14 protein-coding genes and 1 riboswitch are annotated in these 21,714 nt (G+C 67.7%); of the genes, 8 read left to right on the plus strand and 6 right to left on the minus strand.

Going from position 1 to position 21,714, the window contains the following annotated elements; translation table 11 throughout:
* Positions 1-14 precede the first annotated feature (14 nt).
* From GO615_RS10720 to GO615_RS10735, 4 genes are all read left to right on the plus strand, one after another.
* Positions 15-3,206 (plus strand): pilus assembly protein, encoded by a 3,192-nt coding sequence (locus GO615_RS10720; RefSeq protein WP_169127784.1) that lies wholly within the window; start codon positions 15-17, stop codon positions 3,204-3,206.
* 56 nt (positions 3,207-3,262) lie between these two features.
* Positions 3,263-3,333, plus strand: a riboswitch (S-adenosyl-L-homocysteine riboswitch).
* An 88-nt stretch (positions 3,334-3,421) separates the two neighbouring features.
* Positions 3,422-7,156 (plus strand): methionine synthase, encoded by a 3,735-nt coding sequence (metH, locus tag GO615_RS10725; RefSeq protein ID WP_169127794.1) that lies wholly within the window; start codon positions 3,422-3,424, stop codon positions 7,154-7,156.
* 244 nt (positions 7,157-7,400) lie between these two features.
* A complete protein-coding gene (locus GO615_RS10730; protein ID WP_169127796.1) occupies positions 7,401-7,772 on the plus strand; it encodes a hypothetical protein in 372 nt (123 codons plus the stop codon).
* Positions 7,773-7,885: 113 nt separating this feature from the next.
* Positions 7,886-8,809, plus strand: coding sequence for a VTT domain-containing protein (locus GO615_RS10735; protein ID WP_169127798.1), 924 nt, complete (start codon positions 7,886-7,888; stop codon positions 8,807-8,809).
* Between the two features lie 10 nt (positions 8,810-8,819).
* Here the strand turns inward: GO615_RS10735 and GO615_RS10740 are convergent, their stop codons facing one another.
* The 5 genes from GO615_RS10740 to GO615_RS10760 all read right to left on the minus strand — a co-directional run bounded on the left by GO615_RS10740 (position 8,820) and on the right by GO615_RS10760 (position 14,443).
* Complete coding sequence (locus GO615_RS10740) at positions 8,820-9,761, minus strand: ribose-phosphate diphosphokinase (RefSeq protein WP_169127800.1); 942 nt, start codon at positions 9,759-9,761, stop codon at positions 8,820-8,822.
* A 219-nt stretch (positions 9,762-9,980) separates the two neighbouring features.
* Positions 9,981-10,292 carry an EF-hand domain-containing protein gene (locus GO615_RS10745; RefSeq protein ID WP_169127802.1) on the minus strand — a complete coding sequence of 104 codons (312 nt, stop codon included), beginning with the start codon at positions 10,290-10,292 and terminating at the stop codon, positions 9,981-9,983.
* A 311-nt stretch (positions 10,293-10,603) separates the two neighbouring features.
* A complete protein-coding gene (locus GO615_RS10750; protein ID WP_169127803.1) occupies positions 10,604-11,824 on the minus strand; it encodes an exo-beta-N-acetylmuramidase NamZ family protein in 1,221 nt (406 codons plus the stop codon).
* A 25-nt stretch (positions 11,825-11,849) separates the two neighbouring features.
* The gene (locus tag GO615_RS10755; protein ID WP_169127805.1) at positions 11,850-12,392 is read right to left on the minus strand and encodes a DOMON-like domain-containing protein; all 543 of its coding nucleotides are present in this window, start codon (positions 12,390-12,392) and stop codon (positions 11,850-11,852) included.
* A complete protein-coding gene (locus tag GO615_RS10760) occupies positions 12,389-14,443 on the minus strand; it encodes a TonB-dependent receptor plug domain-containing protein (protein ID WP_246262224.1) in 2,055 nt (684 codons plus the stop codon). Before GO615_RS10760 ends, GO615_RS10755 begins: the two co-directional genes overlap by 4 nt.
* Positions 14,444-14,786: 343 nt before the next feature.
* Between GO615_RS10760 and GO615_RS10765 the strand changes: the two genes are divergently transcribed.
* Together GO615_RS10765 and GO615_RS10770 are read left to right on the plus strand one after the other, a co-directional pair.
* The gene (locus GO615_RS10765) at positions 14,787-15,011 is read left to right on the plus strand and encodes a YMGG-like glycine zipper-containing protein (RefSeq protein WP_169127807.1); all 225 of its coding nucleotides are present in this window, start codon (positions 14,787-14,789) and stop codon (positions 15,009-15,011) included.
* 126 nt (positions 15,012-15,137) lie between these two features.
* On the plus strand, positions 15,138-15,899 hold the full coding sequence (locus GO615_RS10770; RefSeq protein ID WP_169127808.1) for a TerC family protein: 762 nt from the start codon (positions 15,138-15,140) through the stop codon (positions 15,897-15,899).
* Between the two features lie 226 nt (positions 15,900-16,125).
* Here the strand turns inward: GO615_RS10770 and GO615_RS10775 are convergent, their stop codons facing one another.
* Complete coding sequence (locus GO615_RS10775) at positions 16,126-16,392, minus strand: hypothetical protein (protein ID WP_169127810.1); 267 nt, start codon at positions 16,390-16,392, stop codon at positions 16,126-16,128.
* Between the two features lie 168 nt (positions 16,393-16,560).
* Between GO615_RS10775 and GO615_RS10780 the strand changes: the two genes are divergently transcribed.
* Together GO615_RS10780 and GO615_RS10785 are read left to right on the plus strand one after the other, a co-directional pair.
* Positions 16,561-18,183, plus strand: coding sequence for a peptide chain release factor 3 (locus GO615_RS10780; RefSeq protein WP_169127812.1), 1,623 nt, complete (start codon positions 16,561-16,563; stop codon positions 18,181-18,183).
* A gap of 120 nt (positions 18,184-18,303) precedes the next feature.
* A complete protein-coding gene (locus GO615_RS10785; RefSeq protein WP_169127814.1) occupies positions 18,304-21,513 on the plus strand; it encodes a transglycosylase domain-containing protein in 3,210 nt (1,069 codons plus the stop codon).
* Positions 21,514-21,714 lie beyond the last annotated feature (201 nt).

Here is a 21,714-nt window from a genome sequence, read left to right on the forward strand (position 1 = left end):
CGGAGCAGAGTCTCATGTACAAGCCGATGCGACGAATCGCACCGCTCATCTCGTCCTGCCTCTCCATCCTCGCCGCCTGTGTTGCGCCGCCGCTGGCGGCGCAGACCGACCTCGCCGACTTCCCCATGGTCGTCGGCAATACGGCGCCGCCGAACTACCTGTTCGTGCTCGACAACTCCAGCTCGATGCGCAACATCGTGCCCGAGGCGCCGTATTCCGCGACCTCGGGTGCGTATCCGTGCCCGACCGACAAGCAGGTTGCGGCCACGGATGCGGTCTATCTCGTGGTGGTGGGCAACAAGCCGCGGGTGCGCCTGATCGTCCCCAAGCAGTCCAGCTTGAACTGCACGGACGTCGCTCCTTGTGAAGTCGGGACGAATGCGAGTCAGGTCTGCTTCGCCGATTCGGTAACCTATGAAAATGTCCGCCTGCTGGCCGACACCGACGGGATGGTCTATGCGCCGGGGCGCTATTCCGGACATTATCTCAACTGGTATTTCCGCGACGGAACGTTGACGAGCTGGTCAGACCGCAAACCGAATACGAGGACGCGGCTGGAGGTCGCGAAGGCCGCGCTCAAGGACGCCGTTGCGGCGATCCCGGTCTCATCGGTCGGAGGCAGCGTCAGGGCCGGTCTCGCCACCTACAACGGCAGCGACGGCGGAAGGCTGGTCCGGCCGGTGGGGGCGCTGAACGTCGCCGCATTCAATACGAGCGTCAACGGCATCACTGCCGCCCCGAGCGTCGATGCCGCGCCCCTGTCCGAGACCCTCGCAGACATCGGCCAGTATTTCAGCGTGGGCTATACGGGATCCCTGACGCTGCGCTCCGGCAGCACCGTGAGCGTCAATGAATTCTTCCGCCAGGGCGGCTCGGTTCCGCACGGCCTGCTGGACCGCGACGGGGCGGCTCCGGTGCAGTCCGGCTACTGGTGCCAGCGCAGCCACGCCTTCGTGATGACCGATGGAATTTCATCCGAGGACGATGCGCTTTCGTTGAACAAATATCTGTGTAACTACGATGGAGAGACGAGTTCCACGGCTTCCTGCGACAAACTCGACGTAAAGACGAATACCGGCACGCCGCACACGGGCCACCTCGCGCCGAACGGTGAAACACACCTGTATGGCACCAACGGCAGCGACTTCCTCGATGACGTCGCCCAGGCGCTCTACGAGACGGACCTGCGTCCCGACATCGTACATCCCCGGGGCGAGAAGAAATCCAACAACGTCCGCACCTACACGATCGCGTTCGGCGACGCCTTTACCGATCCGCTGAAGGATCCGCGCAAGGATTCGCTGCTGGTGGAGGCCGCGACGCAGGGCGGCGGCTTGTCGGCCAAGGCCGGGAGCCAGTCTGAACTTGCCCGCGCCTTCACCAGCGCAGTCAATGCGGCCTCCCAGCAGGACAGCGCCGCGGCGGCCGTCGCCGTGACGAGCCAGCGCATTGCGGCGAACACCATCGGCTACGAATCGGTGTACCAGTCCGGCTACTGGACGGGCGACCTCATTGCGCACTCCCTGGACCTGTCGACCGGCCTGCCCATCGGCGATCCGCTGTGGTCGGCGCAGAAGAAGCTCGACGATCTCACCAATCCCGCGTCGAGCCGCAAGATCGTATCGCTCGGGGGATCGAGCGGCGCCGCATTCACTTCCGGCAATTTTGCAAACACGGCGACCGGCCTGACGCCGGACGTGATCGACTTCCTCCGGGGTAACCGCAGCAAGGAGGGAGCGGGCTTCCGTTCGCGTCAGCACCTGCTGGGCGACATCATCAACGCCGAACCCGTCTATGCCAGCTTCGCCAGCGGGCCGGTGGTCTTCCAGGCCGCCAACGACGGCATGTTGCATGCGTTCGGCGGAGGCGACGATCTCAACAACGACGGCGGCGACGAGCTGTGGGCCTATGTGCCGAAGATGCTGCACGGGGATCTTGCCCGCCTGACCGACCCGAATTACGCGCACCGTTATTTCATCGACGCAACGCCGGCCCTTGCCCAGGTCAGCTCCACGAGCTTTACGGGCACCTTGCTCGTCGGCGGGCTGGGCAAGGGCGGCAGCGGCTACTATGCCCTGAACGTCACCAATCCCCGTCCGGCCACCCAGGACGCGGCGGCAGCGATGGTGAAATGGGAGACGGTCCCCTCCGCCACCGGCAGCGGGTTCAGCTTCGGCACGCCGCTGATCGTGCGCACGCCCAACGACGGCTGGCTGGTGCTCGTGACCTCCGGCTACAACAACAGCGACGGCAGGGGCTACGTGTGGGCGCTGGATCCCGCCGACGGCCGGATCGTGAAAACCATTGCCACCGGCGTCGGTTCGGGCTCCGCCCCGGCAGGACTCACCCATCTGTCGCGTCTCAGCATCGCGGCAGCGGATGACGTCGCCTACCATGTGTATGGTGGCGACCTGCTGGGCAACGTCTGGCGCTTCGACCTCTCCACCTGGACGGCGGTGAAGATCGCCGAGCTCAGGGACGGAAGCGGCGCACCGCAACCCGTCACGAGCGCACCCGCGGTCGGGCAGGTCGCGGGCGATGCGAACAAGTTCTTCGTGTATGTCGGCACGGGACAGTATCTCGGCGAGACGGACGTTCCCGGGACGGGGCAGAACGCCCACGCCACGCAGATTCAGTCGATGTACGGCATCATCGACGACGTTGGCGTGTCGGCGCCGACGCTGCCCAACATCCGCGGCAGCAATGGCAACCGTTGCGACAACGGTGGCGATGGCGCCTTCGTGTGCCAGGGCACGGCCAACCTGACCGCGACGACTGTGAGCCTGACGACCAATCCGCTTCAGGCAGGCGTGCACCGCGGCTGGTACTGGGACATTCCGATGCAGTACGGTCGCGTTAACACCAATCCGGCACTGGACCCGTCCGGCGTCCTCGTATTCACGGTGAACGTTCCGGTGCGCGAGATCTGCGGCAAAGGGGGCTCCAGCTGGCTCATGATGATCGACGCCGGCATGGGAGGCGCGATCGCCAAGAACTCGACCTCGAGCGAGGTCTATGCGAGCGGACAATTCATTGGCGACGTCCTCTCCAGCCGCCCGGTGATCGTCGTTACTTCAAAAGGCAAGTTCGTGCTGACACGCACCACGGGCGCGACGACCAAATCCAATCTGCTGCCCAATCGGCCGGGAGGCGGTGGCGGTGGCTCGAAGGGAGCGCGCGTGATCTACTGGCGCCCGCTCATGTAAGGTCGCAGCTGTGGCGCCGGCTTGGCATCGGCGGGAAAATTCCATAGAATCACTCGCTTGCCGAGGAGCGCTGCGACCCGATCTTGACGGGCCAGGCTCGGCAACCGAACAACGGCGCTCGCAAACCACCACCGGGGTTTGCCGCGCCGTTCGCTTTTTGTGCGCTCCTGCGGCCTTCGCCCGGTGCCTGTGAATTCGCCAGACCGAGGTAGAACATGCAAGCCGACCGCAGCCAAGAACTCCGCGACCTTCTCGCCCGCCGCATCCTGATCCTCGACGGCGCGATGGGGACGATGATCCAGCAGCACAAGCTGGGCGAGTCGGACTACCGCGGCGAGCGTTTCCGTGCGCACCCGAAGGACCTCAAGGGCAACAACGACCTGCTGGTGCTCACTCGCCCCGAGGTCGTCGCTGGCATCCACCGCGCCTATCTCGACGCCGGCGCGGACATCATCGAGACCAACACCTTCAACGGCACGCGCGTGTCGCAGGCCGAGTATGGGCTGGCGGACGTCGCGTTCGAGATCAACGTCGCGGGTGCGCGCCTGGTGCGCGAGCTGTGCGACGAGTACACCGCCAAGGATCCGGCCAAGCCGCGCTACTGCGCCGGCGTGCTCGGGCCGACCTCGCGCACGCTGTCGATCTCGCCGGACGTGAACGATCCGGGCTTCCGCAACATCAGCTTCGATGCGCTGGTCGATGACTACTACGACTCCGCGCGCGGCCTCCTCGAAGGTGGCGCGGACATCCTGCTGATCGAGACGATCTTCGACACGCTGAACGCCAAGGCCGCGGTGTTCGCGGTCGAGAAGCTGTTCGACGAGCTCGATCGCCGCGTGCCGGTGATGATCTCCGGCACGATCACCGACGCCTCCGGCCGCACGCTCTCCGGCCAGACTGCGGAAGCCTTCTGGAACTCGCTCGCGCACGCGCGCCCGATTTCCTTCGGCCTCAATTGCGCGCTGGGCGCGAAGGAGCTGCGCCAGTACGTCGAGGAGCTGTCGCACGTCTGCGATACCCATGTCTCCGCGCACCCCAACGCCGGCCTGCCGAACCCGCTGTCGCCGACCGGCTACGACGAGACGCCGGAAGCGCTCGCGACGGCGATCCGCGAATGGGCCGAAGCCGGCCTCGTGAACATCGTCGGCGGCTGCTGCGGCACGACGCCCGCGCACATCGCCGCGATCGCACAGGCCGTCGCCGATGTCGCGCCGCGCCAAGTGCCGGAGATCAAGAAGAAGCTCCGCCTGTCGGGCCTCGAGCCCTTCAACGTCGGCGCCGACAGCCTGTTCGTCAATGTGGGCGAGCGCACCAACGTCACCGGCTCCAAGGCCTTCGCGCGCATGATCCTCGAAGGCCGTTTCGACGACGCGCTCGCGGTCGCGCGCCAGCAGGTCGAGAACGGCGCCCAGGTCATCGACATCAACATGGACGAGGCGATGCTCGACTCGCTCGCGGCGATGGAGCGCTTCCTCAAGCTCATCGCGTCCGAGCCGGACATCTCGCGCGTGCCGATCATGCTCGACTCGTCGAAGTGGAGCGTGATGGAGGCGGGCCTCAAGTGCATCCAGGGCAAGGGCGTCGTCAATTCGATCTCGATGAAGGAAGGCGAGGCCGAGTTCCTGCGCCAGGCGCGCCTGTGCCGCCGCTACGGCGCCGCGGTGATCGTGATGGCCTTCGACGAGAAGGGCCAGGCCGACACCTATGCGCGCAAGACCGAGATCTGCAAGCGCGCCTACGAGCTGCTGGTCGGGATCGGCTTCCCGCCCGAGGACATCATCTTCGATCCGAACATCTTCGCGATCGCGACCGGCATCGAGGAGCACGACAACTACGCGGTCGACTTCATCAATGCCGTGGCGTGGATCAAGCAGAACCTGCCCTACGCGAAGACCTCGGGCGGCGTGTCGAACGTTTCCTTCAGCTTCCGCGGCAACGACCCGGTGCGCGAGGCGATCCACACGGTCTTCCTGTATCACGCGATCAAGGCCGGCATGGCGATGGGCATCGTCAACGCCGGCATGCTCGGCGTGTATGACGACCTGGAGCCCGTGCTGCGCACCAAGGTCGAGGACGTGGTGCTGAACCGCCACCCCGGCGCAGGCGAAGCCCTCGTCGAGTTCGCGCAGTCGGTGAAGGAAGGCAAGGCGAAGAGCACCGGGCCGGACCTCGCATGGCGCGAGTGGTCGGTCGAGGAGCGCCTGTCGCATGCGCTCGTGAAGGGCATCACCGAGTTCGTCGTCGCCGACACCGAGGAGGTGCGCGCGAAGCTCGAAGCCGAAGGACGCCCGCCGCTCGCCGTGATCGAAGGCCCGCTGATGGCCGGCATGAACGTCGTCGGCGACCTCTTCGGCGCGGGCAAGATGTTCCTGCCGCAGGTCGTGAAGTCGGCGCGCGTTATGAAGCAGGCCGTCGCGCACCTGATCCCCTTCATCGAGGCGGAAAAACTCAGGACCGGCGCGACCTCGAAGGGCCGCATCGTCGTCGCGACGGTGAAGGGCGACGTGCACGACATCGGCAAGAACATCGTCGGCGTCGTGCTGGGCTGCAACGGCTACGAGGTGATCGACCTCGGCGTGATGGTGCCGGCCGAGAAGATCCTGAACGCTGCGCGCGAGCATGGCGCGCAGGCGATCGGCCTGTCGGGTCTGATCACGCCCTCGCTGGAGGAGATGAGCCACGTCGCGGCCGAGATGCAGCGCCAGGGCTTTGACGTGCCGCTCTTGATCGGCGGCGCGACGACGAGCCGCGCGCACACCGCGATCAAGATCGCGCCGCACTACGGTCAGCCGGTCGTCTATGTGCCGGACGCCTCGCGCGCGGTTGGCGTCGTTACGGCGCTGCTGTCGGAAGGCGGCGCGGCGGACTTCAAGGCGCAGCTCGCCGCCGACTACGACAAGATCCGCGCGCAGCACGCGAACAAGAAGGGCGTGCAGCTCGTGAGCCTGGAGGCCGCGCGCGCCAATGCGTTCCGCACCGACTGGGCCGCGGAGGCGGTTGCCGCGTGCAGCAACAGCCACCAGGCGGGCTACCAGCCCTACGTGCCGTCGAAGCCGAACATGCTGGGCGTGCAGGCGCTCACCGTGCCGCTCGCCGAACTCGTCAACTTCATCGACTGGGGTCCCTTCTTCCAGACCTGGGATCTGGCCGGCAGCTTCCCGAAGATCCTCGACGACGAGGTCGTCGGCGAGACCGCTCGCAACGTCTATCACGACGGCCAGGCGATGCTCGGGAAGATCGTCGCCGAGCAGTGGCTGGAGGCACGCGCGGTGTTCGGTCTCTTCCCGGCCAACAGCGTCGGCGACGACATCGCGTTCTACGGCGACGAGACCCGCTCGGCTGCGCTCGGCATGTGGCACGGCCTGCGCCAGCAGCACGAACGCCCGTCCGACAGGCCGCATTACTGCCTGTCGGACTTCGTCGCGCCCAGGGATTCGGGGGTCGCCGATTACGCCGGCGCCTTCGCCGTGACGGCCGGCATCGGCATCGAGAAGAAGCTCGCCGAGTTCGAGGCTGCGCACGACGACTACCACGCGATCATGCTGAAATCGCTTGCCGACCGCCTCGCGGAAGCCTGCGCGGAGTGGCTGCATGCGCGCGTGAGGAAGGAGTTCTGGGGCTACGCGGCCGACGAGACGCTCGACAACGACGCGCTGGTCCGCGAGGAGTACCGCGGCATCCGCCCGGCGCCGGGCTACCCGGCCTGCCCGGACCATACCGCCAAGGGCGGGCTTTTCGCGCTGCTCGACGCCACGAAGAACACGGGAATGACGCTGACCGAGTCCTACGCGATGAACCCGGCCGCCTCGGTCAGCGGCTTCTACCTCGCCCACCCGCAGGCGCAGTACTTCGCGATCCCCAAGATCGGCCGCGACCAGCTCGAGGATTGGGCGCAGCGCACCGGCATGAGCGTGGACGAGGCGGCGCGCTGGCTCGCCCCGCTTCTCTGACGTCCTGCGCAGACTGTAGCGCGACCCCCTCGTGGGAGTGGCTATGTGGGAGCGGCTTCAGCCGCGAAGCAGCAGTGTTGCGGAGTGATCCGCCCATTCGCGGCTGAAGCCGCTCCCACAAGAGGCTTCCGTCGAGGGGTTACGCCTGCTTACCCCGCATGCCATGGTTTCGGGCTAAGCTCGCAAGCAAGGGAGCCTGTGCGCTGCGCCGGCTCCCGGGCAATTGCGAAGGAGAGACCCGATCATGCAAACACGCCTGCGAAACCGCCGGTCTCGCGGACCGGCTTCCATTACCCGCTTCCTCGTCGGCCTGGCCCTCGCGCTGGGCATGACGGCATCGCTGTCCGCCGCGGCCGCAGAGGGTTCGACCACCGCCGAGGACGTCGGCCATGGTGTCGGTTCGACGATGCATGACATCGGCACCGGCGCGCGCGACGCCGGCAAGGAAGTGGGCCAGGCGGCCGGGAAGGCCGGCAAGGCGATCGGGCACACCGCGCGGGATGCCGCCGTGGTGACGTGGGACGCGATGAAGCGCACCGGCATCACGATCGGCCACACCGTGCGCGACGGCAGCAAGGCCTTCGTGCGCGGGATCAAGGGCGAACCGGAGCGCTGAACTCGTCCGGATGCACGGGGATTCCTCGCGCCTGAGGTACGGAACCACGATTTTCGAGCGAGAATCGTGGTTCTTTTCTTTTCGGGCTCCCCGGCGCGGCCGGGAGGGGCGAGATGGATCTCAGCCAGATCACCGAAGCAATCCAGCGCGACGCAGTGTGGGTCGTCTTCGTCAATGTGCTGCTGCAGCAGCTCGGTCTGCCGGTGCCGGCCGTGCCGACGCTGCTGGTCGCGGGCAGCCTCGCGGCAAGTTCCGGCCAGGCGGGCGCGATGCTCGCCGCAGCGGTGCTCGCCTCGGTGTTCGCCGACTGGGTGTGGTATCTCGCCGGGCGCATCTTCGGCTATCGCGTGCTGTCCGGCCTGTGCCGGCTGTCGCTCAATCCCGGTTCCTGCGTGACGCAGACCGAGGCCCGCTTCATGCGCTGGGGTGTGTGGTCGCTGGTCGTCGCGAAGTTCGTGCCGGGTTTTTCGACCGTCGCGCCGCCCATCGCGGGGTCGCTGCGCATGCCCTTGTCCGGCTTCCTCGCGGCCGCCGCCGCGGGGGCGGCGCTGTGGGCGGGAGGCGCCATTCTCGCCGGATGGTGGCTGCGCGACGAGTTGCAGAGTGCGCTCGCGGCGATGAGCCGCCACGGCACGACGATGATCGTCGGACTGGTGTTTGCGCTGGGGGGGTGGATCGCGTGGAAGCTGTGGCAACGCTACCGCTTCGAGAGGCTCGCGGCGATCCCGCATATCACGCCGTCCGAACTGATCGAGGCGCTGGCGTCCGACGAGCCGCCGCTGTTCCTCGACCTGCGCGGCGCCGCGCTGATCGCGGCGAGGGGGGCGATCGACGGCGCGCGCACGGCCGAAATCGACAACCTCCTGCGCGCGGTGGGCGATTGGCCGCTCCAGCGGCCCATCGTGACGATGTGCGCCTGCCCCGGCGACGCGACGGCGGTGCGGGCCGCGCACGTGTTGAGCGATCTCGGCTACGTCGCGGCGCGGCCCCTCAAGGGCGGCTACGAGGCCTGGCAGGCGGCAAACCGCCCGGCCTGAGCCGGTGCCGCTACTCGAATAGCGCGCCGACGCTCTCGCCGGTATGGATGCGTTCGATCGCCGAGGCGAAGAGCGGCGCCACCGTCAGCTGGGTGATCTTGTCCAGGCGCTTGTCCGGCGGCATGTGCACGGTGTTGGTGACGACGATGGACTCGATCGGCGCGTCGCGCAGGCGCTCGATCGCCGGGCCGCACAGCACGGCATGCACGGCGCCCGCGTGGATCGTGCGCGCCCCGGCGGCCTTCAGCGTGCCTATCGTCGACAACAGCGTGCCGGCGGTCGAGATCTCGTCGTCGAAGAGCACCACGTCGCGTCCCTTCACATCACCGACGACTTCGCCGTGCGTGACGTTGGTGTCGCTGACGCGGCGCTTGTCGATGATCGCCATCGGGATGCCCAGGCGCTCGGAGAAGCGCCCGACGCGCTTCGCGCCGCCCGCGTCGGTGGCGACGGCGACCATGTGCGCGAGGTCGTGGTTGCGGCGGAAGTGCTCGGCAAGGGTCGGGATCGCGGTGAGGTGGTCGACCGGCACTGAGAAGAAGCCGTGCACCTGGTCGGCGTGCAGGTCCATCGTCAGCACGCGGTCGGCGCCCGCGGTCTTCAGCATGTCGGCGATCAGGCGGCCCGTGATCGAGATGCGCGGGGCGTCCTTCTTGTCCGAGCGCGCGTACGAATAGTAGGGGATCACCGCGGTCACGCGCCGAGCCGACGCGCTGCGCAGCGCGTCGAGCGTGATCATCAGCTCCATGATGTGGTCGCTCACCGGCTCGGTGAAGGACTGCACGACGAACACGTCGCGTTCGCGGACATTCTCGCGGATCTGCACGTGCAGGTTGTCGTTGGAGAAGCGCGAGATCTCCATCTGGCTCAGTTCCAGCCCGAGCTTGTCGCAGATTTCCGCAGCCAGCGCGCGGTTCGAGTGGCACGCAAAGATGCGCAGGGCGTCGTTCATCGCATTCGCTCCGGTGGCGGTCGCGCCGCGGGGCCGGCGCAACATCCCGTTGCGAATTGTAGCTGCCACGACGGGGCCGCGGCACGATGCGAGGATGCCGGAGGGCGATTCAGGCGCCGGGAAGCCTCCGTGCGCCGTCCAGTTCGAGGATAGGGCCGGGGTGGCGACGAGGTCAGACCCGCGTCACGATGGACTCCTTTCCCGTTTGGAGCGCAGCGCTCAGGTACGCGGATCCTGATGCTGGAAGTAGGCCACCCATTCGGTCCGGCTGATCTTGCCGTCCGAATCGGTGTCGATGTCGCCGAAATACTTCACGAGTGGCGCCGAGGCGCGTGCTTCGTCGCCGTCGATGCGGCTGTCGCTGTTGCGGTCGAGCAGGCCGAAGACGTAGTTAGCGTCCGGTTCGGGTTCGGTGGCGCGTTGCGGCTGGGAGTCGAGGGCGACGGGCGTGAAGGCGCCGGCGGCTGCGGCGACCAGCGGGGCCAGCACGCTCAGCGTCAGGCTGGCGCAGATCAGGCGTTTGGTGAGCACGTTGTTTCTCCATACTGGTGACTCCTGCGGGAAGCGCAGGACACCGCCGTCACTTTGCAAGCAGCGGGCCAGTCACGGAAAAGTGTTTTGTATCAACGTGTTGAAGCCATTGGCATGGCCGTGGCAGGGCGAGCGGGCGCAAAACCGTCGCCTGGCGGCGACGCCCGTGGCAGGCCGCAGCGTGCAAACGGGGCACGGCGGGGCTTGTGCGCTGTCGCCCGGCGACGACAGGGGCGTGGCGGGATGCTGCGTTGCAGCGTCGGCTGTGTGGAGGGACGTTACGGGGTGGCGGGCGGCAATTCCCGCGCCGCTCAGCGGTACAGCAGGAAGGGCTCGCGCTCGGCAGCCCAGGCGGACTCGTCGGGAACGGTCAGCGCGTCGAGGTCGGCCGGGGTCGCGGCCGGATCGTCCACCCAGCGGCGCAGCAGCTCGCTGCCATTGATGAGGTCGATCGCGAGGCGGTCGTGCTCGTACTCGTAGGGGAAGTCGCGCCACAGCGGATAGTTGGGCTGCAGGCGGCGCAGCGCCTTGAAGGCGAGCGCCTGCAGGCGCCACGGGCGGAAGGCGCCGTGGTCGTAGTGCGCGGGGTCCTCGACATGGATCTGCAGGCCGCTGCACAGTTTGCCGGCGTGCTTGTGGAAGGTCGGCTCGAACCAGCACTCGCGCAGCACGCAGCCGGCGAGCCAGTGCGGGGCCAGATGCTGCATCTCGGCCCGGATCGCGCGCGCGTCGATGTCCGGCGCGCCGAAAAGCTCCAGCGGACGCGTCGTGCCGCGGCCTTCCGACAGGGTCGTGCCCTCCAGCATCACGGTTCCGGCGTAGGCGCGCGCCATCGACACATTGGGGGCGTTGGGGCTGGGGTTGATCCAGCTGCGCTCGCCCAGTGGCCAGCCGTAGCCGGGCGCAGCGTCCGCTTGCCAGCCTTCCATCGCGATCACTTCGCATTCGACGTCGAGCTTCAGCGTCGCGACGAACCAGCGCGCCAGTTCGCCCATCGTCAGGCCGTGGCGCATCGGCAACGGGCCGGCGCCGACGAAGCTCTCCCAGCCGGGGCGCAGGACGAGGCCTTCGACCGGCCGCCCGGCGGGGTTGGGGCGGTCGAGCACCCACACGGCCTTGCCGTGGCGCGCGGCGGCTTCGAGCACGTAGCGCAGCGTCGTGATGAAGGTGTAGATGCGGCAGCCCAGGTCCTGCAGATCGACGAGCAATACGTCGAACGTGTCCATCATCGCGTCGGTGGGCCGGCGCACCTCGCCGTACAGGCTGAACACGGGGATGCCGTGCAGCGGGTCGATGAAGTCCGGCGATTCGACCATGTTGTCCTGCTTGTCGCCGCGCAGGCCGTGCTGCGGGCCGAAGGCGGCGGTGAGCGTGATGTCGGGCAGGGCGCCCAGTGCGTCGAGCGAGTGGGAAAGTCCGCGCGTGACGGATGCGGGATGGGCGAGCAGGGCGACGCGGCGGCCGGCGAGCGGGCGGCGCAGTGCGGGTTCTTCGAGCAGGCGGTCGAGGCCGAACCGGATGGAGGCGGTCATGGTGTGCGGAACGTTTGCGCCGCGTTCAGGGCCGGGCCAGGGGCAGCGTGAAGGCGTCGCGGAGGTGGAAGTCGGGGCGCTCACCGGGGTGGCGCAGGGCCCAATAGGATAGCGTGCCGTCGAGCGTTTCGACGACCGTCGTGAGCCCGAGTTCGAGCGGCGAGCCCTGCGGCAGGGCGGTCGCGTCGAGCGTGGCGTCGAGCACGAGCCGGCCCGTTTCGAGGTGCGACACGATCATCGGGGCGGCCGGGGCGATCCCGGGTGCGCTGCGCTGGCGGTAGGCGTCGAAGTCGTAGATCGCCCATTCGCCGGAGGGCGAGAAGTTGAACTCGCGGTAGGCCGGGCGGCCGGGCGTGGCGACGAAGGCCTCGCAGCAGGTGTGTGCCCACAGGCCGTCAGCAGCGCGTGGGGCGCACGTGGCGGGAACGAGCACGTGCTGCACCTCACCCAGGAGTTCGAAGCGCAGCCGCAGGCCGCCGCGGTCCTCACGGAAGACGCGTACCGCGATCGAATCGATCGGGCAGGGCGGGCTGCCGGGGAAGGGAAGAAGCTGAGCCGTCGCCGTCACGGATGTTTGCCGCGCTCGAGCGCGATGCTGAGCGAGAGGTAGGCGACCGGACAGACTTCATTCACCGGGTCGTTCGAGCCGCTCGCCGCCTGCTGGCTGCGGTCGGCGAATTCCTGGTGGCGCGGTCCGATGTTCTGCGCGGTGAGGCCCAGCCGCACCGCGTGACCCGCGACGCGGGTGGTGTAGGTGATGTTCGCGTCGGCCGTCGTGTAGGGCTTGGCGATGAAGCGGTAGCGCGGCACGTAGCCGTCGCCGCCGGCGAGCGGGCCCATGCGCAGCACGCTGACCATGCTCGTCCAGCCGCCGCCCCAGTCCTGCAGCCAGCTCAGCGCCGCGGTATAGGGCGCGCTGCGGTCCTCGATCGCGGCGCTGCGGCTGTCGCGGTCGAGCATGGCGTGCGCGACGCGCAGCTCGGTGCCCGGCAGTGGGCGCGTCGACAGCTCGTACTCGATGCCGCGCAGGCGCACCGTCGAGTCGAGGTTCTCGTAGCGGGTCGAGCCGAGGCTGAAGGGCAGCGGGCTCACGCTCGGCGACAGCAGGGGGGCGGGGTCCGGGTCGGGCTGCGGCACGCGCACGACGAAATCCTGGATGTTCTCCTCGAACACGCGCACGTCCAGCGTCGTGTTCCAGGTCTCGAGGCGGCCGAAGTAGCCGAGTTCGCGGGCGCCGACGCGCGTCTGCTCGAGGTCCGGATTCGGCACGTAGGGGCGGACCAGCTCGAGGCCGCTCGCCGGATCGATCGCGCGGATGTCCGCGTAGCGCGCGAACACGTTGTTCTGGCGCAGGCCGCGCGAATAGCCGGCGCGCAGCGTGTGCCCGGGGGCCGCCTGCCAGTTGACGAAGGCGCGCGGGCTGAGGTGCGTTTTCCCGCCGGAATACCGCTCCACCGCGCCTCCCAGGTTCAGCGTGACGTCGTCCAGTGCGCGCCACTCGACGTTGCCGGATGCGCGGTAGAGGTACTGGGGGTCGGGGTTGCCGCCGAAGTAGAGGAAGGGCGCGTCGACGTCCTCGCGCTGGGCCTCCAGGCCCCACACGAGCTGCACTTCGGGGGCAGGGGCGCTGCGCCGCTGGATGCCGATGCTGTCGCGTACGCTGTCGCGGTTGCGGTTGAGCGGCACCGCCGGAAACATCGGTGCGCTCGCGAGCCACTCTTCGCGCACGCGCTCGTGATTGCGGTAATAGTTGAGCAGCCATTCCGTGTCCGCGGAGTCGTTGTGCTGCCACTGCAGATGGATGTTGTGGCTGTGATGCCGGCTGTGACGGGTGCCGTTGTTGTCGAACACGGAACCCTCATAACCCTCGCCGCGTACGCCGCTATTGCTCGCGATGCGCACGAGCAGCGCGTCATCGGCGCCCATCTGCAGATCTCCGCGCAGGGAGAAGGTGTCGGTGCGGCGAGTGTCGTGCAGGCCGTCGAAGCCTTCGTCCCGCTGCGTTGCCGCGCTCATGCGCAGGGTCAGGGGGTCGCCGCCGCCGCTCCAGCTGAATGTCGCGTCGCGGATGCGGTCGTCGCCCGCGCGCAGGTCGACCCGCAGTCCGGGGTCCTCGACGCTATGCCGGGTGATGATGTTGATGATGCCGAGGAATGCGTTGGCGCCGTAGCTCGTCGCATTGGTGCCGCGCACCACCTCGATGCGGTCGATCTCGTCGAGCGTGAGGGGCAGGGCGGTCCAGTCGACGCCGCCAAAGGCGCTGCCGTTTATCGCCGAGCGGCCGTCGACCAGTACCTGCATTTCGGTCGGGTAGTCGCTCGACAGGCCGTGGTAGGTCACCCACTGCGCATGTCCGCGCTCCTGTCCGATCTGCATCCCCGGTACGAGCCGCAGCACCCGCGCGAGGTCGCGATAGCCGGTCGCGGCGATCATCTCGCGGTCTATCACCGTCACTGCGCCGGGCACCTCGTGCCTGGGCTGGGGCAGGCGCGTCGCGCTCAGCACCAGCGGCAGCTCCTCGAAGTAGGGTGACTCGGCCGCGGATGCAGGTGGCGTGACGCCGGCAAGCAATGCGAGCGTCAGGTGCAGGCTGAAGGGGCGGGGCGACGAGGCAGCCAACTGAATTCCGGTCCTGGGGCGACGGATGCCAAACCGCAAATATTACCCTGTTCGATAATCCGATGGTGATAGCGCGGATATTTTCACTGATTATTCTGTCGTGTTCAGCCAGGGAATAATTGTAATAGTGCATTGCGCTAAGGTGCGACCGCCGGATTTGCGGAACCCTCTGACGGCCGTGCGTCTGCCGCCGGCAGGGGCGGCCCCGGCGTGGAGGCGTCGCGCAACGCCGTGTAACACAGCGCAGCCGCGGCGCCGGAACGCCGGCGCCGGAATCGCGTCCCATTTCCGGCGCCACGGCCGGGGCGCCGGCTTTTTCGATCCCTTTGGCAAGGAGAGTGTGATGAACATCCGGACTGGCATTTGTGCAATCGCCGTGGCGCTGACGACGAGCGCCTGTGCGACCTGGGACGGCATGTCCGCGCGCGAGAAGAGCGCCGTGATCGGCGCGGGCGTCGGTGGCGTGGCCGGTGCGGTGATCACCGACGGCGGGGTGCTCGGCACGGTCGGCGGTGCGGCCATCGGCGGTGTGATCGGCGACCAGGTGGGCAAGAATCGCCGCCGCTGAACGGCAGGCCGGCCGTGAGCCGGCCGCAGTCAATCAGGAATTGCGGAACCTGTGCTGCGGTTGCGCAATTCGCGTTCCTTGCGGGCGGCATGATAAAAAGACGGATTGTCCGTTTGATGACCCGTCATGATCGAATTCCTCACCGACCCGCAACTCATCGTCGCCTTTCTGACCCTCACCGCACTCGAGCTGGTGCTGGGCATCGACAACATCATCTTCATCTCCATCCTCGTCGACAAGCTGCCGCCGGAACGCCGTGCGTTCGCGCGTCGCCTCGGCCTGTTCCTCGCGATGTTCATGCGCCTGGCGCTGCTGTCCATCCTCGCGTGGCTCGCCGGCCTCAACCAGGCGTTGTTCGAGCTCTTCGGGCACGGCTTCTCGGCGCGCGACCTGATCCTGCTGGGCGGCGGCCTGTTCCTAGTGTGGAAGAGCACCGGCGAGATCCATCAGCTGATGGAAGGCGAGGAGGGCGAGGCCTCGTCGGCCGTCAAGGCGACCTTCACCGCGGTGATCATGCAGATCATCGTGATCGACCTGGTGTTCTCGCTCGACTCGATCATCACCGCGATCGGCATGGTGAACAACCTCACCGTGATGATGGCCGCGGTGATCGCGTCGGTCGGCCTGATGATGGTGGCCTCCGCGCCGATCGGCAATTTCGTGTCCAACCACCCGACGGTGAAGATGCTGGCGCTGTCCTTCCTGATGGTGGTGGGCGTCGTGCTGATGGCCGAAGGCTTCGGTCACCATGTGCCGAAGGGCTACATCTACTCGGCGATGGCCTTCTCGGTGGTGGTGGAGATGCTCAACATCCGCATGCGCAAGCGCGCCGCTCAGCCGGTGGTGCTGCACGAGCCCTACGTCGCCGAGAAGCAGCCTGCCCGCTGAGGACGAGCGGCAGCGCGTGAAGCTTTTGGTGGGAGCCTGTTGCGGCTGAAGCTTTTGGCGGAGGCAGTTGCGGGTGGAGCTTTTTTGGGAGCGGCTTCAGCCGCGAATGCAGCCGTCGGGCCACATCAGACGCCGATTCGCGGCTGAAGCCGCTCCCACGAGGCGCAGGCACTCCCGCGGCACGCAGGCACTTCGCTACGCAAAGCTTCGTGCGGTCGCCCCTGGGCTAGCCCGCGCTGCCGCCGTTGCCGTTTACGCCCTGTTCGCGCTCCTCGCGCGCAACCGCGGAAAGATCGCGCAGGTACCAGGCCGCATAGCCGAATCCCGCGGCGGCCACCAGCGCCGTGAACATCAGTTTGTTGTCGAAGGGCAGGCCGGCGGCGAGATTCGCGATGACGACATAGCCGAGGTAGAAGGCGGCGACTAGGCCGCCGAGGATGCGGGTGAGGGCGAAGACCTTGCGCTGGCGGAGCGTGGGGGCGGCTTTGGGCATGGCGGGCGGATTCCGGTGGGAAGGTGGGGCTGAACTGGGGCGCATCATCGCAGATTTCCGCGGATTTGCCGCCCCTGGCCGGTGGCGCGGGCTAATTCCTTGATAGAATTGCATTTGTCCCGCCTCGCCGATTCCGGCCGGCGGCTTTGTTTTTTTGCGAACCGATCCATGGCCGAGACTCCCTATCCGCCCGAACTGATGCGCGACGTCGCGAAGCGCCGCACCTTCGGCATCATCTCCCACCCCGACGCGGGCAAGACCACGCTCACGGAAAAGCTGCTGCTGTTCGGCGGCGCGATCCAGCTCGCCGGCACCGTCAAGGCCAGGAAGAGCGCCCGCCACGCGACCTCCGACTGGATGGAGGTCGAGAAGCAGCGCGGCATCTCGGTGACCAGTTCGGTGATGCAGTTCGACTACCAGGGCCACACCATCAACCTGCTTGACACGCCGGGCCACCAGGACTTCTCGGAAGACACCTACCGCGTGCTGACCGCGGTCGATGCGGCAGTGATGGTCATCGACGCCGCCAAGGGCGTCGAGACGCAGACGATCAAGCTGCTGGAAGTGTGCCGCCTGCGCAACACGCCCATCATTACCTTCGTGAACAAGATGGACCGCGAGGTGCGTGAGACCTTCGACCTGCTGCAGGAGATCGAGGAGGTGCTGAAGATCGACTGCGCGCCGATCACCTGGCCGATCGGCATGGGCAAGACCTTCCGCGGCGTCTATCACCTGCTCGAGGACCGCGTGTTGCGCTTCACCGCGGGCGAGGAAAAGCGCAGCGAGGGCGAGCTCATCAAGGGCATCGCGAATGCCCAGCTCGACGAGCTGTTCCCGCTCGAAGTCGGCAAGCTGCGCGAGGACGTCGACCTCATCCAGGGCGCGTCGACCCCGTTCTCGCTCGGCGACTTCCTCGCCGGCAAGCAGACGCCGGTGTTCTTCGGCTCCGGTATCAACAACTTCGGCGTGCAGGAGATCCTGCAGGCGCTGATCGACTGGGCGCCGCCGCCGCAGCCGCGGGTGGCCGGCACCAGCGGGGCCGACACCCGCCTCGTGCAGCCCGCCGAGGCGCCCTTCACCGGCTTCGTGTTCAAGATCCAGGCGAACATGGACCCCAAGCACCGCGACCGCATCGCCTTCTTCCGCATCTGTTCCGGGCGCTACACGTCGGGGATGAAGGTCAAGCACGTGCGCGCGGGCCGCGACATGAAGCTCGCCAACGCGCTGACCTTCATGGCCAACGAACGCGTGCTGATGGAGGACGGCGTCGCCGGCGACATCATCGGCATCCACAACCACGGCCAGCTGCACATCGGCGACACCCTCACCGAAGGCGAGAATCTCGGCTTCAAGGGGATCCCTTACTTCTCCCCGGAACTCTTCAGCGCCGCACGCCTGCGCGACCCGCTCAAGTCCAAGCAGCTGCAGAAGGGCCTGCAGGAGCTCGGCGAGGAAGGCGCGATCCAGGTGTTCGAGCAGGAAGGCGGCAACATGCTGCTCGGCGCGGTCGGCCAGCTGCAGTTCGAAGTCGTCGCGCAGCGCCTCAAGGACGAGTACAAGGTCGACGCGATCTTCGAGTCCGCCGACATCCACACCGCGCGCTGGCTCACCTTCCCGGACGAGCTCACGCGGCGCAACTTCGAGCGCGAGCAGGCGATGCGCATCGGCAAGGACGTCGATGGTAACCCTGTGTATCTGGCCTCCAGCCGCTACAACCTCGAAGTGACGATGGAGAAGTGGCCCAAGGTCGGCTTCCACGCGACCCGCGAGCACGGTCAGGTACTCGCCTGAGCGGAGCAGGCGTGCCCCGGATCGCGTGAAGGATGTTGCATCGCAGCATGGTGCGGTTGTTTCCTTCACGCAACACGGGTATCTGAATGGCGTGGCGATGCAGGATAATCCCCGCATCTCATGCATTCGGGCGCCGACGTGTCAGGTAACACCAGCAACAAGAAGCCGCAACGGCGAGGTTGGTTCAGGGCGCTGCGGCGCACGCTGTTCTGGCTGTGTGTCCTGGCGATCATCGTCGGCGGCGTCGCCGCGTATTACGAGAGCGAAACGTCCTGGCTGCAGGCGCGCGAGATTCCGCGCTATGCGGCGAAGCTCGCCTGGGAGGTCCAGCCGGGTCCGAGCGAGGCGATCCGTTTCCCCGAGCACGGCCCCTTCGACCAGCGCCTCGGCTACACCCAGCTGAAGGAATTCTCCGAGCGCCTCGCGGCGCGCGGCTACGCCATCGAACGCCAGGCACGTTTTTCCGACGCGCTCCTCGACTACGCCGGCCGCGGCTATTTCCCGCCGTATCGCGAAAAGACGCGCAGCGGCCTTGCGGTCAACGACGCGCGCGGCGACACGCTGTATGCGACGCACTATCCGATCCGCCACTACGACGACTTCGACAGCATCCCGCCGCGCATAGTGCAGGGGCTGCTGTTCATCGAGAACCGCGATCTGCTCGATCCCGAGCGGCCGCACATGAACCCGGCGGTGGATTGGGCGCGTTTCGGCCGGGCGATCTTCGCGCAGCTGGCGAAGGTTGTCGATGAGGACCTCAACACCCCGGGCGGCAGCACGCTCGCGACGCAGATCGAGAAATACCGCCACTCGCCCGACGGCGTCACCCACTCGCCGCAGGAGAAGCTGCGCCAGATGGTGTCCGCGAGCGTGCGCGCCTATCGCGACGGCGCCGAGACGCTGCCGGCGCGGCGCGAACTGGTGCTCGACTACCTCAACACCGTGCCGCTGTCGGCCGCGCCGGTGTATGGCGAGGTGCATGGCCTGGGCGATGGCCTGTGGGTGTGGTTCGGCGCGGACTTCGCACGCGTGAACGCGCTGCTGGCGAGGGACGAGGCGAGCGGCGACGAGCTCGCCGAGCAGGGCCTCGCGCTGCGCCAGGTGCTCGCGCTGATGATCGCCCACCGCCGCCCCTCGCACTACCTCGGCCGCGGCCGCGACGACCTCGCCAAGCTCGCCGACGCACACCTGCGCATCCTCGCCGAGGGCGGGCTGATCAGCGCCGCGCTGCGCGATGCGGGCCTCAAGGCGAAGCTCGCATTCCGCGACTCCGCGGTCGACCCCGCGCGCGTGCCCGTGCCCGCGGACAAGGGCTCGACGCTGGTGCGCACACGCATCGCGGGCATGCTCGACGTGTCGCTCTACGACCTCGACCGCCTCGACCTGCGCGCCGCGACCACCCTCGACGGCAGGCTGCAGGAGGTCGTCACCGAGTACCTGCGGCGGCTCGCCGAGCCCGAGTTCGGCCGTGACGCGGGGGTCATCGGCGAGCGTCTGCTCACCCCGGCGCAGCTCGACAAGGTGCATTACAGCTTCACCCTGTTCGAGCGCACTCCCGGCGGCAACCGCGTGCGCGTGCAGACCGACACCACCGACCAGCCGCTCGACATCAACGAGGGCAGCAAGCTCGAGCTCGGTTCCACGGCCAAGTTGCGCGTGCTCGCGACCTATCTCGAGATCGTCGCCGAGCTGCACCAGCGTCACGCGGAACAGTCCGTGGCGGAATTGCGTGCGGTGCAGGTCGACCCGCGCGACCACATCAAGCGCTGGGCGATCGACTACCTGATCCGCACGGCCGACCGCAATCTGCCTGCGATGCTCGAAGCGGCGCTGGAGCGCACCTATTCGGCAGGCCCGGGCGAGGCCTTCTTCACCGGCGGGGGCTTGCACACCTTCAACAACTTCCGCAAGGAAGACGACGGTCGCGTGCCGACGATCCGCCAGGCGCTGCAGGCCTCGATCAACCTGCCCTTCGTGCGCCTGATGCGCGACATCGTGCGCCACACGATGTACGAGGTGCCCGGCAGTACCGCGAAGCTGCTGCAGGACGACGACGACCCGCGCCGCAGCGAGTATCTCGCCAAGTTCGCCGATCGCGAGGCGCAGGTCTTCATGCGCCGCTTCTGGCGCAAGTACAAGGGACAGAGCCCGGAGAAGATCCGCGCGACCTTCATGGACGGCCTGCGTCCGAGCGCCGACCGCCTCGCGGCGGCCTACCGTTACCTGAACCCCGAGGCCGACCTGAAGACCTTCTCGGTCTTCGTGACGGAGCGCCTGCCGGCTGCCGATCTCGGCGAAGAGCGGCTGGCCGCGTTGTACAAGCGCTATGCGCCGGGCTCCTTCGATCTGCCCGATCAGGGCTTCATCGCACGCGTGCACCCGCTGGAGCTGTGGCTCGCCGGCTATCTCGCGACCCATCCCGACGCGAGCTTCGACGAGGCGATCGCCGCGAGCAAGGCCGAGCGCCAGGCCGTGTATCGCTGGCTGTTCCGCACCCGCTACAAGGGCGCCCAGGACACGCGCATCTACACGATCCTCGAGGTCGAGGCCTTCCTCGACATCCACCGCCGCTGGGTGCGCCTGGGCTATCCGTTCAACCGGCTGGTGCCCTCGCTCGCGACCGCGCTGGGCAGCTCCGGCGACCGTCCCGCGGCGCTGGCCGAGCTGATGGGCATCATCGTCAACGACGGCGTGCGCCTGCCGACCTCGCGCATCGACCGCCTGCATTTCGCGCCCGACACGCCCTACGAGACCGTGTTTGCACGCCGTCCGGGCGAGGGCGAGCGCGTGATGTCCTCCGAGGTGGCCACGGCGCTGCGCGGCGCCCTGTCCGAGGTCGTCGAAGGCGGCACCGCGCGCCGGCTGGCGGGTGCCTTTGCCGCGCCCGACGGCACGCCGCTCGCGGTCGGCGGCAAGACCGGCACGGGCGACAACCGCATCGTGATCTCGGGCGGGCGCGGCCAGGTGAAGGGGGGGGTCGCGATGAACCGCACCGCGACCTTCGTCTTCTACCTCGGACCACGCCACTTCGGCACCCTGACGGCGTACGTGATCGGGTCGGACGCCGCGGCGTTCAAGTTCACGTCCGGCCTGCCGGTGCAGATCCTCAAGTCGATGGCGCCGACCCTGCTGCCCTACCTGAGCCAGCCCGTCGCCGAACCCGAGCCGGCGCGCGTGCCGCCGACCGAGCCCGCGCGCGAGGCGGAAACATCCGCCGAGGAGCCGGCACGCGGCAATGCCGACGCCGGCATGGCGACCGGCGAGGTCCGTTCGCTGGCGCCGGCGCCGGAGGGGCAAGGCGAGGCCGAGCGCGCAAGACCGCAGAATTGAAAGGATTTGTTTGAACGGTCGGCAACGGCGCTCCATGGCCGTTGAATACTCGGGATCCCGGCGTGTACGCGGTTGACGCGGGACGCGCCGGATCCGTCCGCCCCGGGAGGGGTTATTAAGGCGGCAATTAAGTACAACCGTTCGCCCTGAGCTTGTCGAAGGGCATGGGCAGGGCTTCGACAGGCTTAGCCCGAACGGTAT

The organism is Aromatoleum evansii, from assembly GCF_012910805.1.
GTDB lineage: Bacteria > Pseudomonadota > Gammaproteobacteria > Burkholderiales > Rhodocyclaceae > Aromatoleum > Aromatoleum evansii.

Bases quoted from the DNA above. Each gene is read 5' to 3' on its own strand.
- GO615_RS10720 (WP_169127784.1), top strand. From the start codon at position 15: ATGTACAAGCCGATGCGACGAATCGCACCGCTCATCTCGTCCTGCCTC.
- metH (WP_169127794.1), top strand. From the start codon at position 3,422: ATGCAAGCCGACCGCAGCCAAGAACTCCGCGACCTTCTCGCCCGCCGC.
- GO615_RS10730 (WP_169127796.1), top strand. From the start codon at position 7,401: ATGCAAACACGCCTGCGAAACCGCCGGTCTCGCGGACCGGCTTCCATT.
- GO615_RS10735 (WP_169127798.1), top strand. From the start codon at position 7,886: ATGGATCTCAGCCAGATCACCGAAGCAATCCAGCGCGACGCAGTGTGG.
- GO615_RS10740 (WP_169127800.1), bottom strand. From the start codon at position 9,761: ATGAACGACGCCCTGCGCATCTTTGCGTGCCACTCGAACCGCGCGCTG.
- GO615_RS10750 (WP_169127803.1), bottom strand. From the start codon at position 11,824: ATGACCGCCTCCATCCGGTTCGGCCTCGACCGCCTGCTCGAAGAACCC.
- GO615_RS10765 (WP_169127807.1), top strand. From the start codon at position 14,787: ATGAACATCCGGACTGGCATTTGTGCAATCGCCGTGGCGCTGACGACG.
- GO615_RS10770 (WP_169127808.1), top strand. From the start codon at position 15,138: ATGATCGAATTCCTCACCGACCCGCAACTCATCGTCGCCTTTCTGACC.
- GO615_RS10775 (WP_169127810.1), bottom strand. From the start codon at position 16,392: ATGCCCAAAGCCGCCCCCACGCTCCGCCAGCGCAAGGTCTTCGCCCTC.
- GO615_RS10780 (WP_169127812.1), top strand. From the start codon at position 16,561: ATGGCCGAGACTCCCTATCCGCCCGAACTGATGCGCGACGTCGCGAAG.
- GO615_RS10785 (WP_169127814.1), top strand. From the start codon at position 18,304: ATGCATTCGGGCGCCGACGTGTCAGGTAACACCAGCAACAAGAAGCCG.